The sequence below is a fragment of the Kitasatospora sp. NPDC091335 genome, from assembly GCF_044757205.1.
In the GTDB taxonomy this organism is placed as follows: Bacteria; Actinomycetota; Actinomycetes; order Streptomycetales; family Streptomycetaceae; genus Kitasatospora.
This window is the reverse complement of the sequence record NZ_JBIVUM010000017.1, coordinates 1-15,605: the sequence shown is the minus strand read 5'-3', so window position 1 is coordinate 15,605 and position 15,605 is coordinate 1. Positions and strand designations below refer to the sequence as shown.

At 73.1% G+C, this 15,605-nt stretch carries 15 protein-coding genes; 5 read left to right on the top strand and 10 right to left on the bottom strand.

The genetic code is table 11. From position 1 onward, the window contains the following. Positions 1-4: 4 nt before the first annotated feature. From ACIQOW_RS29685 to ACIQOW_RS29665, 5 genes are all read right to left on the bottom strand, one after another. Positions 5-253, bottom strand: coding sequence for a phosphopantetheine-binding protein (locus ACIQOW_RS29685; protein ID WP_401090047.1), 249 nt, complete (start codon positions 251-253; stop codon positions 5-7). Positions 254-347: 94 nt separating this feature from the next. Continuing rightward, positions 348-1,193: a hypothetical protein gene (locus ACIQOW_RS29680; RefSeq protein WP_401090045.1), complete on the bottom strand. Its 846-nt coding sequence runs from the start codon at positions 1,191-1,193 to the stop codon at positions 348-350. Then, the gene (locus tag ACIQOW_RS29675) at positions 1,193-2,059 is read right to left on the bottom strand and encodes a diiron oxygenase (protein ID WP_401090044.1); all 867 of its coding nucleotides are present in this window, start codon (positions 2,057-2,059) and stop codon (positions 1,193-1,195) included. The genes ACIQOW_RS29680 and ACIQOW_RS29675 overlap by 1 nt, the downstream gene beginning before the upstream one ends. A gap of 191 nt (positions 2,060-2,250) precedes the next feature. Next, a complete protein-coding gene (locus tag ACIQOW_RS29670; RefSeq protein ID WP_188300246.1) occupies positions 2,251-3,255 on the bottom strand; it encodes a LuxR C-terminal-related transcriptional regulator in 1,005 nt (334 codons plus the stop codon). After that, positions 3,252-4,034 carry a thioesterase II family protein gene (locus tag ACIQOW_RS29665; RefSeq protein ID WP_188300247.1) on the bottom strand — a complete coding sequence of 261 codons (783 nt, stop codon included), beginning with the start codon at positions 4,032-4,034 and terminating at the stop codon, positions 3,252-3,254. Before ACIQOW_RS29665 ends, ACIQOW_RS29670 begins: the two co-directional genes overlap by 4 nt. Before the next feature lie 300 nt (positions 4,035-4,334). Here ACIQOW_RS29665 and ACIQOW_RS29660 point away from each other — a divergent pair, with 300 nt between their 5' ends. The 3 genes from ACIQOW_RS29660 (at position 4,335) to ACIQOW_RS29650 (ending at position 6,058) form a co-directional block, all read left to right on the top strand. Next, positions 4,335-4,811: a helix-turn-helix domain-containing protein gene (locus ACIQOW_RS29660; RefSeq protein ID WP_401090041.1), complete on the top strand. Its 477-nt coding sequence runs from the start codon at positions 4,335-4,337 to the stop codon at positions 4,809-4,811. A gap of 71 nt (positions 4,812-4,882) precedes the next feature. Next, positions 4,883-5,359, top strand: a complete 477-nt coding sequence (locus ACIQOW_RS29655) for a hypothetical protein (protein ID WP_401090039.1) — start codon at positions 4,883-4,885, stop codon at positions 5,357-5,359. A 123-nt stretch (positions 5,360-5,482) separates the two neighbouring features. Beyond that, the gene (locus tag ACIQOW_RS29650; RefSeq protein WP_401090038.1) at positions 5,483-6,058 is read left to right on the top strand and encodes a DUF6545 domain-containing protein; all 576 of its coding nucleotides are present in this window, start codon (positions 5,483-5,485) and stop codon (positions 6,056-6,058) included. A gap of 23 nt (positions 6,059-6,081) precedes the next feature. Here ACIQOW_RS29650 and ACIQOW_RS29645 read toward each other — a convergent pair whose 3' ends face one another. Continuing rightward, on the bottom strand, positions 6,082-7,314 hold the full coding sequence (locus tag ACIQOW_RS29645; RefSeq protein WP_401090036.1) for an MFS transporter: 1,233 nt from the start codon (positions 7,312-7,314) through the stop codon (positions 6,082-6,084). Positions 7,315-7,638: 324 nt separating this feature from the next. Here ACIQOW_RS29645 and ACIQOW_RS29640 point away from each other — a divergent pair, with 324 nt between their 5' ends. Then, positions 7,639-7,974 carry a helix-turn-helix transcriptional regulator gene (locus ACIQOW_RS29640; protein WP_188297063.1) on the top strand — a complete coding sequence of 112 codons (336 nt, stop codon included), beginning with the start codon at positions 7,639-7,641 and terminating at the stop codon, positions 7,972-7,974. Positions 7,975-8,053: 79 nt separating this feature from the next. Further along, positions 8,054-8,680: a pyridoxamine 5'-phosphate oxidase family protein gene (locus ACIQOW_RS29635; RefSeq protein WP_401090034.1), complete on the top strand. Its 627-nt coding sequence runs from the start codon at positions 8,054-8,056 to the stop codon at positions 8,678-8,680. Between the two features lie 59 nt (positions 8,681-8,739). Here the strand turns inward: ACIQOW_RS29635 and ACIQOW_RS29630 are convergent, their stop codons facing one another. The 4 genes from ACIQOW_RS29630 to ACIQOW_RS29615 all read right to left on the bottom strand — a co-directional run. After that, entirely contained in the window at positions 8,740-9,510 is a 771-nt protein-coding gene (locus ACIQOW_RS29630) for a LuxR C-terminal-related transcriptional regulator (RefSeq protein ID WP_401090033.1), read from the bottom strand. 31 nt (positions 9,511-9,541) lie between these two features. Further along, the gene (locus ACIQOW_RS29625) at positions 9,542-11,245 is read right to left on the bottom strand and encodes an amidohydrolase (RefSeq protein ID WP_401090031.1); all 1,704 of its coding nucleotides are present in this window, start codon (positions 11,243-11,245) and stop codon (positions 9,542-9,544) included. 208 nt (positions 11,246-11,453) lie between these two features. Then, the gene (gene panD / locus ACIQOW_RS29620; protein ID WP_188297067.1) at positions 11,454-11,873 is read right to left on the bottom strand and encodes an aspartate 1-decarboxylase; all 420 of its coding nucleotides are present in this window, start codon (positions 11,871-11,873) and stop codon (positions 11,454-11,456) included. Further along, positions 11,870-15,605 (bottom strand): amino acid adenylation domain-containing protein (locus ACIQOW_RS29615; protein WP_401090029.1); only part of this gene is annotated, 3,736 nt, incomplete at its 5' end. The genes panD and ACIQOW_RS29615, both read right to left, overlap by 4 nt.

Genomic DNA, 15,605 nt, shown 5'->3' with positions numbered 1-15,605 from the left:
CCTCCTACGGGAGTCGGACCGGGGCGAAGAATGCCTTCTCGATCGACGAGAGGGTCTGGAGGTCCTGCATCTGGATGGTGTCGAAGTCGATCTCGACGCCGCTGGCGCCCTCGATCGTGTAGACCAGCTCCACGAAGGAGAGCGAGTCGACGAGGCGGCTCTCGATGAGGTTCTCGTCGGGCGCGATGGACTCCCGTTCCGGGTGCTTGGCCAGGATCCAATCGCGGACCTGGTCGATTCCTGCCGAAGCCATTGCCACTCCTGGGGTGTTGGGTCGATCCGGGCGTGCCCGGGCCGTGCCGGATGTGCTCGGGGGCGTACGGGAACTGCTCGGGGGGCTCCGCCCCTCAGGAGACCTGCCGGGCCGCGGTCCGCACCGCGTCCAGGGCCTCGACCGCGTCGCCGTGGTGCAGGTCGGTCAGGACGGAGAGCCATCGCTCCAGGCCGAACGCCACGCAGCTGGTGAAGGCGAACTCGTTCTCCGGCCCGCGGATGTCGCAGCGTTCGCCGAAGAAGTTGCGGTGCGTGTTGACGGAGGAGATGGCCAGGTCGCCGGCCTGGAACTCGTACTTGACCGGGCTGAGCTTCTGGAGCAGTGCGCGGGCGCCGTCGTTCTGGAAGAACGGGTCGAAGGCGGGGACCTTCTCCAGCCGCAGGGACAGCGCGTCGGCGAACGCGGCGATCCGCTCGGCGAAGGACTGGAGGACCTGCTGGGTGTGCTCGTACGAGCCGAGTGCGACGACCTCGCGCATCTGGAAGCTGAGCAGCCGCCGCAGGCCCTCGTAGTGCTCCTCGTTGCGGAAGCAGCGGTTGACCAGGGTGATCAGCTCGTCCGCGGCCACGACGGAGTTCTCGTAGTACAGGAAGGCGCTGTAGCAGGTCGCGTGCGACAGGCCGACCTGCGCGCCGCGCAGGGCGGCGGGTGCGAACGTGCCGTCGACGGGCTTGTTCTCGCCGCTCTCCAGGTCGAGCCCGGCACCGACGTAGGCCAGGTGCGGGAAGTTGGTGTAGACGTCGAACTTCTCCAGGTCCGACACCGGGTACAGCGGCGGCGGGAGGATCTCGCGGGCCCCGGCGGCGCGGCCCCAGCCGGCGAACGTCCGGTCGAGTTCGAGGAGCAGGTCGGTCTGGTCCGGGTCGAGGATGACCAGTCCGCGGGAGGGGTCGGCGGATCCCGGGGCGGTGCCGGCCATCAGATGAGACCCGTCTTCTCGAGGTACTTGGCGGTCTTGCGGAAGACGCTCTTCTCGAACTCGGCGCGCTGCGGGGACTCCAGGAGCTGCCGGCGCAGGTCGTGCGGCTTCTCGATGCCCGCGTCCCGGTAGACCTGCGGGCTGTACAGCGTCTCGAAGCTGTAGGTCATGTAGCGCCGGATGTAGGTGGCGACGTCCCGCATCTCCTCCTCGGTGGAGGTCTGCCTGACGTCGGTGGCCAGCGCGGAGACCAGTTCCCGGCCGAACGCGATGTGCCTGGACTCGTCCTGGTGGTGGATCCGGTTGATGCCCCGGATCGTCTCGTGCAGGCGGTCGTCCAGCGCCATCCGGGAGTTGAAGTGGTCGACCAGCTCCTCGAAGATCAGGATCCGGGCGAAGACCAGCAGGCTCTCCACGTTCGAGCGGGGGATCTCGACGGTCGCCCCGGCCGGCTGCCGGTAGATCCTCCCGCCGTAGCGCAGGCAGAACTCGGCGAAGAACCACATGTGCTCGTTCTCCTCACCGATGAAGTGGTGGAAGAAGTCCGAGGGCGTCTCGAAGCCGGTGGTGTGGATCCGCTTGGTGACCTCGATGAGGAGTTCCCGGATACCGTGCACATTGAGGCTGTAGAAATTGATGCTCTCGTAACGCGACAGCGCGTGGAGCTGCTTTTCGGTGAGCCGCCGGGCGGCCTCGGTCCCGTGGGTGGTGGTGAGTTCGGGACTCATCCACCACATCTCCTCGGGCAGGCTGTCCGGCCATTCGAAGAGCTTGTAGGGGTTGTAGTAGTCGTCGATCGACTTCGTGGTCAGACGGTCCAGGATTTCCAGGAACCGGCCGTCCTGGTCGATCAGTTTGCTGACCATGCTGGCGTTGACCTCCGAGTTTTCCCGGGCCACCCCGCGGTGATCGGTGGCTCCCGATGCCGTGCCGTTTTCCGGCACTCCTCGAAGGTAAGGACGCCCCGGCGGGCGCCGCAATGACCTGATGTGGTGTGGCCACATACGGCCATATCGGAGCGGCACGACGCCCGTCGGGAATGACGGCGCCCAACCGGTCAGCCGGCGGCGGCCCGGACCGGCAGGAGTCCGGCCTGGACGGCTGCCGCGCCCGCCTGGAACCGGCTCTCGGCGTTCAACTCGTCCATGATGGTGGCGAGGTGACGGCGGAAGGTGCGCGAGGACATGCCGATGCGCCGGGCCACCACCTCGTCCTTGAGCCCGGAGGCGAGCAGTTCCAGGATGGCGCAGCGGACCTCGTCCCTGGTCTCGCCGTACCTGACCACGTTCGAGTCGATGTCCGTGCCGGACGCCCAGGCGTGCTCGTAGGAGCGCACCATCCGGGCGACGATGGCCGGCTCGTAGACGACGGTGACGCCCCGGAGGTCCTCGTCGCCCCGGGGGTCGGTCAGGAAGGCCACCTCGCCGCCCACGATGACCAGGTGCTCGAACGCCTGGGTCGAGGTGCGGACCCGCGCGCTCGCCTCCGCCAGCGCCCGCAGGCTGCCGCGTGCGGCCAGGCTGCTGCGGGCGGTGTGCGGGTACAGGACCCGGATCGGGATCCCGGACGGCAGCGCCGACAGGCCCAGGGCGTGGGAGTCCTGCCCCTGGACCGGGGCGAGCGGTTCCATGACGAGGATCTCGGACGGGCGGTCGCGCAGGGCGTCCGCCATCCGCAGCCCGGTCTGCTCCGGATCCAGCCCGCTGAGCACCGGGTCCCTCCGCAGCCGAGTGCGCTGGAGGTTGCTGTAGGTGTCGACGAACGAGCCCAGCTTGTCCTGGAAGTCCGTCAGTTCCCGGCGCTTGTCGCGGATCGCCTGCTCCAGTGGCATGAGCAGCTCCAGTTGGGCGATGTCGGGGCTGCGCGCCGCGTAGTACCCCTGGTCCGGGCAGTACCTGACGAGTTTCAGGCAGCGCAGGGCGGAGAGCGCCTGTTCCGCCCGCTCCGCCGTGATGTCCAGGTCGGCGGCGAGCTCCGAGGAGGTCACCCCCTTGGTCGCCAGGAGCCGCTCGTAGGCCCGGACCGCCAGATCCTCGTCGATCGAGCAGAGTCCCCGCTTCACGGCCTTTTCCCGTCCTCTCGTCCGGTGGATCCGACACCCAGGTCCGCGGTGATCGTCCCGACCACCGCGGCCAACTGCTGATCGAGGAAGAAGTGCCCGCCGGGGAATGAGGTGAGCCTGAACTCCCCGGTGGTGTGGCTCTTCCAGGCGAGCGCCGCCGCCCGGTCGAGGTAGGGGTCCGCGTCCGCGAACAGGAAGCTGACCGGACAGGCCACGGTGGTGCCGGGCCGGGCGGTGTAACGGGAGTTGGCACGGTAGTCGTTGCGGATGACGGCGAGGATCGACTCCCGGTACTTCGGGTTGTCCAGCAGCCGCGCCGGGATCCCGCCCAGCTCCCGGAGTTCGTCCAGGATCTCGTCGTCCCCCTGGGGGATGTCCAGGCCGAGCCCGGCGGAGGGCGAGCGGCGGCCCGAGACGAGGAGCCGCACCGGGGCCCGCCCGGCCTCCTCCAGCCGGCGGGTCACCTCGAAGGCGACGACCGAGCCCATGCTGTGGCCCAGCACGGCCAGCGGCAGGTCGTCGAAGCCGAGCAGTTCGGTGCCGATCCGGTCGGCCAGCGCGCCGATGTCGTCGATCCCGCGCTCCCGGGTCCCCCCGCTCCGCCCGGGGTACTGGACCGACAGTGCCTCGACGCCGCCGGGAAGGGCGGCCGAGAGCCGGCGATAGGTTCCCGCGGAGGCCCCGGCGTGCGGGCAGCAGACCAGGCGCAGCTCGGCCTTCGGCGCGGGGTCGAATATCTGGATCCGTGTCGTGCTATTGGTCGGGCCTTGTTCTTCCATCCCAGTTGTCCGTCCTGTCCGATCGCTGAGCAGCGGAGAGGCAAAAAATCCACGCAGGTGCGGAAGTTCTTCGGTGGGGGGAGTCGGCAGAAGGCAGACGTGGCGCTTTCCTCGTGCCATGATGGCCGTCGGGGCGGAGTCGACGGCGGCAACTGGTGTTCTGTATCGTCAGGCCGCAACAACGTTTGCGGCCACGACAGTTGCCATGACGTCAGCTTACCTTGCGGCACATTCATGTCAACAATCAGAATCCGTGTGCGGCGTGTTCCCTGTGGGACTGTTGGTGAGGAGCGGAACGCAATGAAAGAACGCGCACCATCCTGCCCGGGCAAACTCGGGACGCGCCTCAACCACCTCTTCGCGACCATCCACCCCCGGGGTCGCGGCCCGTACAGCAACGACGAGGTGGCGAAGGCAATTTATCTCAATGGCGGAGATATCTCGAAGGCATATATTGCCTATCTACGCAAAGGCACCCGCAACAATCCGACGCTGCACCACCTGGAGGCCCTCGCGACCTTCTTCGGCGTCAAGCCCGCGTACTTCTTCGACGACGAGGTCGCCCAGGAGACCGACTCGGCGCTGTCGGCACTGGTCGCGCTGCGCGAGGCCGGCATCCGGCTGAGCGAGTGGGAGGTCTTCCGGGACACCGGGATCACGAAGATCGCGGCACGGGCGGACGGGCTCTCCCCCAGGGGCCTGATGGCGGCGGCGGCGATCATCGACCAACTGCGCGCGCTGGAGGGCCTGCCGCCCAAGAACTCCACCGGCGGCTGACCATGTGGACACGGCCGCCGGCACCGGGACAGCGCCTGTCGTACCGGCGTCTGCGCCGCCACTGCCGATCCATGCTGGACACCCTGGACCTGGCCGCGCCGTTCTCCCTGGAGGGGGTCTGCGCCCGGCTGGCCACCGCGCGCCGGCGGCCGATCCACCTGCACCCGCTGCCGCCCGGGGCCGCCGAGGCGGGAGCCTGCGGACTGTGGCTGGCCACCGGCACGGACGACTACATCTTCTTCGAGCAGCAGACCAGCCGCCCGCACCAGGAGCACATCGTGCTGCACGAGATCGGGCACATGCTGTTCGACCACCCGGCGCCCGCGGCACTCGGCGCCGTGGTGCCGATCGAACGGCTCGGCCAGGTCGACCCCGCCCTCGCCCGGCACCTCCTGGCGCGCACCGACTACACCACCCGTCAGGAGCAGGAGGCCGAGATGCTGGCGAGCCTGATCCGCACCCGCGCGGCCAGGGCGGAGGAGCCGGCCACGGAGCGGGGCCCGTGCGGCTGCACCGCCGCCTACAGCGCCATCTGTACTGGCTGCTGAACGGGCGGCCGAACCGGCGGCGGGCGGCGCGCACCGGCCCTGCCCTCCTCGTCACCGTCGCCCGCCCGTACCCGCCGAAGCACCACTGCCGCCGGTCGGAGCCGGGCCGATGGAGGGATCCCCGTGTTCAGCAGAGCCGTTCTCCGGATGTTCACCCTGAGCGTCACCGTCGCCGCCCTGGTGCCCGCGATGCCCGCCGCCGTCGCCCTCCAGCGCGTGTGGCGGGACGCGACGACCTTCTGGCTGCTCTGGCGGCTCTGGCGCGACCTGGTCGCCGCCGTACCGTCGGTGGCCCTGGCACCGCCCCGGCCCCGGGTGCTGGAACTGCTGCTGCCGAGGGCGCCCTGGCGGCTGCTGGTCTACCGGCAGGTGATCGAGATCCGGGACGCGATCCTGGTGCTGCGGGACTACGGGCCGCCCGGCGGCCGGCACGGCTGCCGGACCGCCGACCCCTGCGCGGTGCACGCGGCGGCGGTGGCCGCCTGGCTCCGGGCGGCGTGCCAGGCCAAGCGGTGCGGCCGGCGGCCGCTGCGGCCGGCGACGTTCGCCGTGGACGGCGCGCACGACCTGGTCGGCGAGACGGCGTTCCTGGTGATGGTCGCCCGGGCGTACGGCTCCGGTCCCGGCGGGGCCCCGCGCCCGGCCGCGACCCCACGCCCGGCCGCAGCCCCACCCGCCGGCGGAACGGGCGCCCGGTGACGCCCGGCCGCCGCCCGGCGGCCTCACTCCGCGGCCGAGGACACCGGCTCGGCCGGGGTCCCGGCGGGAGCCGTGCGACCGGCGGCCCGGCCGGAGAACCAGGCGACGCCGGCCGCCGACACGGCGAAGGCCGCCGCGGCCGGCAACAGGTACCCGGCGGAGTCGAAGGCCTTCAGGCCGATCCCCCCGAGGACGCTGGACAGCGAGACCGCCAGGTACAGCACGGCCGCGTTGAGCGAGACGACGAGGGCCTCGGACCCCGCCGGGGCGAGCGCGATGATCCGCTGCTGCTGCGGCGCGGTCAGCGACCAGGAGGCCACCCCGCAGAACGCCACCGCCACCAGCGCGGCGGCGAACGAGTCCCTGGCTCCCAGCATCGCCAGGAACACGGCCGCGAGCCCCAGGGTGGCGGTGATCACCACCCGGCGCGGCCCGTACCGGTCGGCGAGGTTTCCGGCCATCAGGTTCCCGGCGGTGCCGGCCGCTCCGAAGACCAGCAGCAGTACCACCTGGCGCCCGCCGTGTCCCCCGATGGCCGGCGCGAAGACGGAACTGATGTACGTGTAGGGGAGGTAGACGCCGACGAAGGCCAGCAGGGTGCAGGCGAGCACGCCCGCCACCCGCCGGTCGGTGAGCGGGGACAGGCGCCGGCGCAGTCCGGCCGCGGTGCCGAGCCTGGTCTCGGGCAGCCGCAGCGCGATCACGGCGGCGACCGGGACGGCCAGGGCGGTGACGAACCACATCGTCGCCCGCCAGCCGGCCGCGTTGCCGATGGCGGTGCCCAGCGGAGCGCCGAGGGCGAGCGAGGCGGTCAGGCCCACGGTCACGACGGCGATCGCCCGGCCACGGTGGCGCGCACCGGCGAGCGCCGCCGCCGTGGCGCCCGCGTTCGGGGTGAACATCGCCGCGCCTGCCGCCGCGACCACCCGGGAGACCAGCACCAGCCCGTAGCCGGGGGCGACCGCCGTCACCACGTTGCCCACCCCGAACACCAGCAGCGCCGTGACCAGCACGGTGCGCCGTGACCACGTGCCGGTCAGGGCCGCCAGGACCGGGGAGAGCACCGCGTAGGCGATGGCGAAGACACTGACCAGCTGGCCCGCCCCGGCGACGTCGACGTGCAGCGAGCCGGCGATGTCGGGGAGCAGGCCCGCGATGACGAAGGCGTCGGTGCCCACGGCGAAGGTGCCGAGGGCCAGGAGCATCGCGGGGGGCCTCCAGGGGGCGGCCGGGGAGGCGTCGGCGGTGTCGGTCATGGTGCTGCTCCCTGTTCGATGAATTCCGCCCGTTACGACCGGCATCGTAACCATTGGGGGTTTCCGACTGGGTCCGCCGATGCGACCGACCGGTGGTTTCCGGCCAAACACCCCTCGGCGAAGGCCGGTTGAAGCCTTCCGCAACCTCCGGACGTGCCGCGCCGCCACTCCCCGGCGACGGCCGGAAAACCTCACAAGAGTCAATGCTCATCGGAAAAGCCGACTACTATCGGAGTGCGGAAAGGCCCCCGACCGGGCGGCCCGGACGGATGGGTATCGTCGGCACCGCTACACGGCCACACCGACGAGCAGGGCGGAGAGCGGATGCACGCGATCGAGGAGACCTGGCTGCCACAGCCCGACCTTGCGGCGGTGGACATCGGCACGGTGCTCCAGGCGCTGGCCGATCCGGTGCGCCTGCAGATCCTCCGCGCGCTCGACGCCTCCGGCGAGGAGTCGTGCACGTCGCTGGACCTGCCCGTCAAGCGCTCGACCGTCTCGCACCACCTGCGCACCCTGCGCGAGGCCGGTGTCGTGGCGACCAGGCTGGTCGGCAACAGCCGGCTCAGCCGGCTGCGCCGGGACGACCTCGAAGCCCGTTTCCCCGGGCTCCTGACCTCGATCCTCGCGGCCGCCCCGGCGACCGTCCCCATCGGGTGACCCGGCGGGCCCGGTGATCCGGCCCGCCACCGCACCATCGCGTCCACCCACCCGCCCGACCGGCGAGAAGGAGCACAGCATGGGCCGCTACGCCCACCTGGCGTACACCGAAGAGGTCCGCCGGGTCCAGCGGGAACAGGGAAGCGAGTTATCGGCCATCCGCCAGCTCGCGCACGGCGACGAGCCCGAGGAGCTGACGGAGGCCGAGGCCGGCTTCATCCACTCCCGCGACGGGTTCTACCTGGCCAGCGTCAGCGAGACCGGCTGGCCGTACGTCCAGTTCCGCGGCGGCCCGCCCGGCTTCGCCCAGGTCGTCGACGAGCGGACGATCGCCTTCGCCGAGGTGCGCGGCAACCGCCAGTACATCAGCACCGGCAACATCCGCGCGGACGGCCGGGTGGCGCTGTTCTTCATGGACTACGCCCGCCAGGCCCGGCTGAAGCTCTTCGGCCGGGCCTCGGTGCAGGAGCTGGAGAAGGACCCGGAGCTCGACCGGCGCCTGCTCTCCACCCGGACCGGGGGGCGGGTGGAACGCCTGATGACCGTCCACGTCGAGGGCTTCAACTGGAACTGCCCCCAGCACATCACCCCGCGCTTCTCCGAGGCCGAACTCCGGCCCCACCTCGAACAGTTCCAGGACCGGCTGGCCGCCCTGGAGGAGGAGAACCGGGTCCTGCGGACGCGGCTGGAGCAGCAGGCCGGGTAGCCCCCGCCCGGGAAGGCACCGCGGAGCCGCGCCGGTCGCGGCGCGCCGGGCCCTCCGCGTCAGCGGGAGGGTTCGATCCCCCCGGCCGCGGCCCGGGCGGCGGCGGCCGCGCGGTTCGGAAGGCCGAGCTTGGCGAGGATGTGCTCGACGTGGGTCCCCACGGTGCGGGGCGTGATGTACAGCCGCGCCGCGATCTCCCGGTTGGTTCGGCCGGCGGTCAGTTCGGCCAGCACCTGGAGCTCCCGCGGCGAGAGCCCGCCGAGCCGGCCCGCGTCGGCGGCGGGGCCGGCGGCGGCCTGCCGGGGCGGCCGGCCCGGGCGGGGGGCGACGGCCGCGGCGAGGCTCTCGGTGAGCAGCGTGACCACGGCACGCGCCGGATCGGGCGCGCTCCGCGGCCGGCAGGTGCTGACGTTCAGCATGCCGACGTACCGGCCGTCGGCGGCGAACAGGCACTGGGACACGCCGTCCTCGACGCCGAGGGGGGACAGCACCTTCCGGAAGCCCGGCGAGGCCGCCAGCAGCTGCCGGGGGACGTCCCTGAGCCAGAGCCCGCCCCGGGCGGGGCTGCGGAGCACGGGGAACACCGGGTCGTGGTGGAGGCGGGTCTCGATGTAGGCCGTGGCGTCGTCCGGGTAGCTCCCGGCCAGGGTGGTGTGGCGCCGGCGCAGCGGATCCCATCGGGCCAGGGAGGCGTGGTCGTACTCCATCACCTCCGACAGTGCCGCCAGGACCGTGTCGAAGCCGGCCGTACCGGCCGTGGCGCTCCTGGCGGCCTCGCGGACCCGGACGGCCGCGTCCAGGATGTCCGCCCCACTCCGCTCCGGTGCCATCCCCCCAGGATGATCACGGACCAGGAGTACGTCAATCGCGGAGGGCGTCGTACACGACCTGCCCGTCCACGACGGTGAGGACGACGGGCATCGCCGGGATGTCGCGGGGGTCGGCGGCGAGCAGGTCCCCGTCGAGCACGCAGAGGTCGGCGGCCTTGCCCGGTTCCAGGGAGCCCTTCCAGTCGTCGGCGAAGTCCTGCCAGGCCGCGTCGATCGTGTAGGTGCGGATCGCCTCGGCCAGGCCGATGCGCTGCTCGGGACCACTGACCCGGCCGGCGGCCTTCGACTCGCGCAGCACCATCGTGGCGAGGCCCTGGCGCCAGTCAGGGAACGTGACGGGGGCGTCGGAGCCGCTCGCGACCCGCACGCCGGCGTCGATGGCGTCGCGGTAGGGCCAGGCGTACGCGGCCCGCTCGGCGCCGACGAACTCCTCCTCCATGTCGGCGACGGTCCACTTGATGGTGGGGTTCATGTTGACGCCGAAGCCGTGCGCGGCCAGCACCTCCATGCTGTGCGCGGTGAGGAAGTCGCCGTGGATGACGTAGTGGCGGGCGTCGGGCCGCGGGTGCTCGGCCACGGCCGCGGCGAAGGCGTCCGCGACGGTGTCGATGGCCCGGTCGCCGGTGACGTGGACGCCCAGCTGGTGCCCGGCGGTGTGGCCGAGCCGGATCATGGCGGCGATCTCGGCGGTCCGCTCGGTGTCCGTCCCGCCGCCGACGCACAGGGATCCGCAGCCGCCGCCGACGTACGGCTCGTGCATCCAGGCCGTCTTGTTGGGCACGACGCCGTCCGCGAAGACCTTGATCCCGTGGATCGCGAGGCGGCGCGGATCCTCGTCCCCGGCTCCGCCGAGGGCCGCGAGGCCCCGGGCGAACTCCGCGGTGGTGCTCGTCATTCCGGTGGGCAGGAGCAGGACGCCGACCCGGGCGGTCAGTTCGCCGTCGGCCAGCAGCCGGCGGTAGACGTCGAGGGTCTCCGCGCCGAGCGCGCCCCGCATGATGCCGGCGCCGCCGGAGCCGAGCCCGGGCTCGGTGTAGCTGGTCACACCGAGCCGGGCGAGCGTGGCGAGGGTCGACCTGATCGCGTCGGTCCGCTCCTGCCGGCTGAGCGGCGGCAGCGCGTGCTGGACGAGGTCCTGGGCCCCCTCGTGGAGCAGCCCGGTGGGCTCCCCGGTCTCGTCCACGACGATGGCCCCGCCGGGCGGGGCGACGGTGTGCCGGTCGATCCCGATGAGTTCCAGGGCCCTGGAGTTGACCCAGGTCGCGTGCCCGGAGAAGGAGTACAGGACGACGGGGTGGTCCGGGCTCACGGCGTCGAGGTCGCGCCGTGAGGGCCGCCGCGACGGATCCAGGACGCACTCGTCGAGGTAGCCGGTGTCCCAGCCGTGCCCGGTGATCCACTGCCCGTCCGGGACTCGCCCGACGGCCTCCCGGACCGCCTCGGCCACGCCGCCGAGCGAGGACACGGCGGGGTGGCCGAGGTCGAGGGAGAGCGGCGGTGTCGCCATGCCGAAGGCGCATCCGTGCAGGTGGGAGTCGTTGATGCCGGGAAGCAGGGTCGCCCCCCGCAGGTCGACGACCCGGGTGCGGGGGCCGACGAGCGGCGCGACGTCGTCCCGCCCGCCGACGGCGCTGATGACGCCTCCGGTCACGGCCAGGGCCGAGGCCACGGAGAACTCCGCGTCGACCGTGACCACCCGCCCGTCGAGAAACACCAGATCCGCATGCGTGTCCATGGAAGGCCCTTTCGGAGACCGGGCGCACCGCGGCCACCCGCGAACGCCCTCCCCGGGACTATGGCCGCGCCCCCACCCTCCGCACATCGGTCATCCCACCGATACGGCGGCTGCCGTCCCCTCTCCGTCAGCGCGTCTTCGGCCGACGGAGTCAGGGCCGACGGGGTCAGGGGCGCGGGGTCAGGGGCGCGGGGTCAGGGGCGCGGGGTCAGCGGGGGCTCACGGCGTCGCCGCGGCTGGTCGCGGTGCCGGGCACCGGCTCGGCCGGGTCGTCGGTCCGGGCGAGCGGCCGGTTGGCGGCGTCCACCATCAGCACCGTGGGCACCAGCGCCTTGGCCTCGGCGTCGCTGACCGTGGTGTAGCTGATGATGATGACCAGGTCGCCGGTGTGGATCAGCCGGGCGGCCGCGCCGTTGATCCCGATGATCCCGCTGCCGCGCGGACCGGCGATGACGTAGGTCTCCAGGCGCGCGCCGTTGTCGATGTCGACGATGTGGACGAGTTCGCCGGGGAGCAGGTCGGCCTCGTCCATCAGGTCCTGGTCGATCGTCAGCGATCCCACGTAGTGCAGGTCCGCCTGGGTCACGGTGGCACGGTGGATCTTGGACTTGAGCATGGTGCGGGTCACGGCTGGTCTCCGTCTTCGTCGTGGTGGGGTGGCTGGGCGCCCCGCGCGGACCCGTGCGGCCGCCGGCCGTCCGCGTCCGGCCGCCGGAACCGGCGGCCGGCCACCAGCCGGGGCATCTCCTGGGTCGGGCGCTTGGCGTACTGGGGCAGCGCCGCGGCCAGCGCGGCGACGGTGGAGCGGTCGAACAGGGCTCGGACCGGTACGTCCAGCCCGGTCGCGTCGCGCAGCCGCAGCGCGATCCGGGTGGCCAGCAGGGAGTGGCCGCCGAGCTCGAAGAAGTTCTCGTGCACGCCGACGCGCTCGACACCGAGCACCTCGCACCAGGCACCGGCGACGAGCCGTTCCTGCTCGGTCCGCGGCGCCAGGTACGCGCCGGTGCGGGCGGCCTGGGCGGGGGCGGGGAGCCTGCCCCGGTCGACCTTGCCGCTGGGGGTCAGCGGCAGCGCGTCCAGCACGACGAAGGCCGCCGGGATCATGTAGTCGGGGACGAGCCGGCCCACCAGGTCACGCAGGTCGCCGCTGTCCGGCGGCGTGGCGCCGGGGTGCGGCTCCAGGTAGGCGACCAGTTCGGTCTCCCCCGCTCCCCAGGCGGTCGGGTGGACGACGGCGGCCCGTATCTCCGGGCAGCCCAGCAGCACCGCCTCGATCTCGCCGGGCTCGATCCGGTGGCCGCGGATCTTCACCTGGTGGTCCGCCCGGCCGAGCAGCTCGACCCGGCCGTCGTGGTGGCGGCGGCCGAGATCACCGGTCCGGTAGAGCCTGGCCCCTGGCTCCCGGCCGTGCGGATCGGGCACGAAGGCCCGCGCCGTGACGCCGGGCCGGCTGAGGTACCCCCTGGCCAGGCCGGCGCCGCCGAGGCAGATCTCGCCGGGGACGCCGACCGGCACCGGTTCCAGCCCGCCGTCCAGGACGTGCAGGACGGTCCCCGGCACCAGCGACCAGTGCGCCGGGGTGCCGTCCGGGTGCAGCCGGGTCACGGTGGTCCACACCGTGGTCTCGGTGGGGCCGTACAGGTCCAGCACCCGCGCGCCGTCGGCGGCGAGCCGGCGGGCCAGTTCGGTGGGCAGCCGCTCGCCGCCGCACAGCACCACCAGCCCGGCCGGGGCCGACCAGCCGCTGTCCAGCAGCATCCGCAGGGTGACGGGGGTGGACTGGACGATCGCGGGGGCGGTGGCGGTGATCAGCGCGGCCATCCGCAGCGGGTCCCTGACCTCCTCCGCGGTCGCGAGCACGACGGGGGCGCCGACCAGCAGCGGCAGGTAGAGCTCCAGGACCGACGGGTCGAAGGAGACCGTGGTCAGCGCGGCCACCGGCGCGCCGGGGGCCAGTCCGGGCAGTTCGAGCATCGCGGTCAGGAAGTCGGCCAGGCCGCCGTGGGTGATCATCACGCCCTTGGGCCGGCCGGTGGAGCCGGAGGTGTAGATGACGTACGCGAGGGCGTCCGGGTCGAGCCCGGGGCCGGCGAACACCGGGCTCTGCCGGGCGATCGCCTCCCGGTCCGCGTCGAGCCGCACGGTGGCCGGGCCGGCGCCGGCCGGTGGCAGCCCGGTGAGCCGCTCCTCCAGGCCGGTCCGGGTGACGATCACCGCGGCACCGGTGTCGGCGAGCACGAACGCGTTCCGCTCGGCGGGGTGGTCAGGGTCCAGCGGTACGTAGGCGCCGCCCGCGGCGAGCACGGCCAGCAGGGCGACCAGCAGCTCGGGACCGCGTTCGAGGTACACCGCGGCCGTCGAGCCGGGGCCCAGCCCCAGCTCCCGCAGGTGGCCGGCCAGTCGGGCGACCCGTTCGGCCAGGTCACGGTAGGTCAGCCGCTCGCCCGAGCAGAGCACGGCCACGGCGTCCGGGGTGCGGGTCGCCTGCTCCTCGAACAGCTCGACGAGGCTGCGCCCGGCAGTGGCCGGCGGCTCGGTGTTCCAGCGCTCCAGCAGCATCCGGCGGTCCGGCTCGGGCAGCGCGGTGCGGCGCGGGTCGGCCTGCGGGTCGGCGGCCAGGCCCGCCAGGACGTGCCGGTAGGTCCGGGCCAGCAGGTCGAGTTCGGCCGGGCCGACCCGGTCCGCGTCGGCCTCCAGCAGGAGCCCGCCGGTGACGGTGGAGACCGAGAGGCCGAACTCGTTCGGCGTGCGCTCCCCCGCCTCGTCCGCACCGACGGAGTCGCCGCCGGAATCACCGTCGGAATCGCTGTCGGAATCGCCGTCGGACACCGACAGGTCCGTGTGGTTGAAGAAGACGTCCACCAGCGGCGTCCGCTCGCCCCAGGCCCGCTGCATGGCGGCCAGCGGGTAGTGCCGGTGCGGCCACAGGGCGGTCTCCTCGGCGAACACCGCGCGGGCCAGCTCGGTCCAGCTCGGGGCGTCCAGCGTCTGCCCGAAGGGAACCGTGTTGAGGAACATGCCGCGCGCCCGGTCGCCGTCGACCGTCTCCGGCCGCACGTTGCAGACCAGGCCGGTGTGGAAGGCGGCCGGGCTCTCGGTGCCGCCCCTGACCATGCCCAGCACCGTGAGGTGCGCGGCCAGCAGGACGCTCTTCAGCGGCACCCCGGCGTCCCGCGCCACCGCTCGCAGCTCCGGCAGCAGGCCCCGCAGGTCGACCCTGGCCACCTCGCCGGCCCCCGCCCGCCCGGCCTCGCCGCCCGCGCCGGGCGGGGCCGCCCAGGCCTGCGGGACGGTCAGCGGGGTGAACCGGGCGACCCGGTCACGCCAGAACTCCTGGTCCGCGGCGGACCGCAGGGCCCGCTTCTCCAGGGCGACCGCGTCCGCGAACCGGGCCACCGGCGGGGCGGCCGGAGCCGGCTCCCGGCCGGCCCGGAGGTCCCGGTAGTAGCCCAGCAGCTCGGCGACCAGCGAGGTCTGGCTCCAGCCGTCCAGCACCGCGTGGCAGTTGCTGACCGACAGCTGCCAGTGCCGCTCGTCCAGCCGGTAGGCGGCCAGGCGCAGCAGCCCGGGCACCGCCAGGTCGAACGGCGCCAGCCGGTCGCGGGCGACGGCCGCGGCGAGTTCGGCCCGCTGCTCCGCCGCGCCCAGCTGCCGCAGGTCGTGGTGGGTGACCGCGATCGTCGCGGCGGGGTGCACCAGTTGCAGCGGCTCGGAGTACGAGGACAGGTCGATCGAGGTGCGCAGGATCTCGTGACGCTCCGTCAGCAGGGCCGCGGCGGCGCGCAGGGCGTCCGCCGAGAACGCGCCGTCGTCGCGGACCGGGTGGCTCAGGTTGTTCAGGTACGCGCCCCGGTCGGCGCCCGCGAGCATCTCGTAGACCATGCCGGCCTGGGCGAGCGAGAGCGGGTAGGCGTCCACCGGCCCCGTCGGCCCTGCCGGGAGGCGGTCGCGGTCGGCCTCGGCGAGCAGTTCGAAGGGGGCCGGCCCGGTCTGCTCCGCGCTCGCGTCACGGGGGGCGACGGCCTCGGCGAGCCGGGCGACCGTCTGGTACCGGAAGACGTCCTGGACGGCGATGTCGAGCCCGGCGGCGCGCAGCCGGCCGACCGCCCCGATGGCGCGGATCGAGTCGCCGCCGAGTGCGAAGAAGCTGTCGTGGATGCCGATCAGGTGCGGCTCGATGCCGAGGGCCTCGGCCCAGCCGCGGGCGATCAGGTGCTGGGCCGGGGTGCTCGCCGGGGTGCGGTCCGGCGCCTCGGCCGGTGTCAGGTCGGGTGTGGGGAGGTTGTTGCGGTCGATTTTGCCGTTGGGGGTGAGGGGGAGGGTGGGGAGGGTGTGGTAGTGGGTGGGGAGCATGTGGGTG

Bases quoted from the DNA above. Each gene is read 5' to 3' on its own strand.
- ACIQOW_RS29685 (WP_401090047.1), bottom strand. From the start codon at position 253: ATGGCTTCGGCAGGAATCGACCAGGTCCGCGATTGGATCCTGGCCAAG.
- ACIQOW_RS29680 (WP_401090045.1), bottom strand. From the start codon at position 1,193: ATGGCCGGCACCGCCCCGGGATCCGCCGACCCCTCCCGCGGACTGGTC.
- ACIQOW_RS29675 (WP_401090044.1), bottom strand. From the start codon at position 2,059: ATGGTCAGCAAACTGATCGACCAGGACGGCCGGTTCCTGGAAATCCTG.
- ACIQOW_RS29665 (WP_188300247.1), bottom strand. From the start codon at position 4,034: ATGGAAGAACAAGGCCCGACCAATAGCACGACACGGATCCAGATATTC.
- ACIQOW_RS29660 (WP_401090041.1), top strand. From the start codon at position 4,335: ATGAAAGAACGCGCACCATCCTGCCCGGGCAAACTCGGGACGCGCCTC.
- ACIQOW_RS29655 (WP_401090039.1), top strand. From the start codon at position 4,883: ATGCTGGACACCCTGGACCTGGCCGCGCCGTTCTCCCTGGAGGGGGTC.
- ACIQOW_RS29645 (WP_401090036.1), bottom strand. From the start codon at position 7,314: ATGACCGACACCGCCGACGCCTCCCCGGCCGCCCCCTGGAGGCCCCCC.
- ACIQOW_RS29640 (WP_188297063.1), top strand. From the start codon at position 7,639: ATGCACGCGATCGAGGAGACCTGGCTGCCACAGCCCGACCTTGCGGCG.
- ACIQOW_RS29635 (WP_401090034.1), top strand. From the start codon at position 8,054: ATGGGCCGCTACGCCCACCTGGCGTACACCGAAGAGGTCCGCCGGGTC.
- ACIQOW_RS29630 (WP_401090033.1), bottom strand. From the start codon at position 9,510: ATGGCACCGGAGCGGAGTGGGGCGGACATCCTGGACGCGGCCGTCCGG.
- ACIQOW_RS29625 (WP_401090031.1), bottom strand. From the start codon at position 11,245: ATGGACACGCATGCGGATCTGGTGTTTCTCGACGGGCGGGTGGTCACG.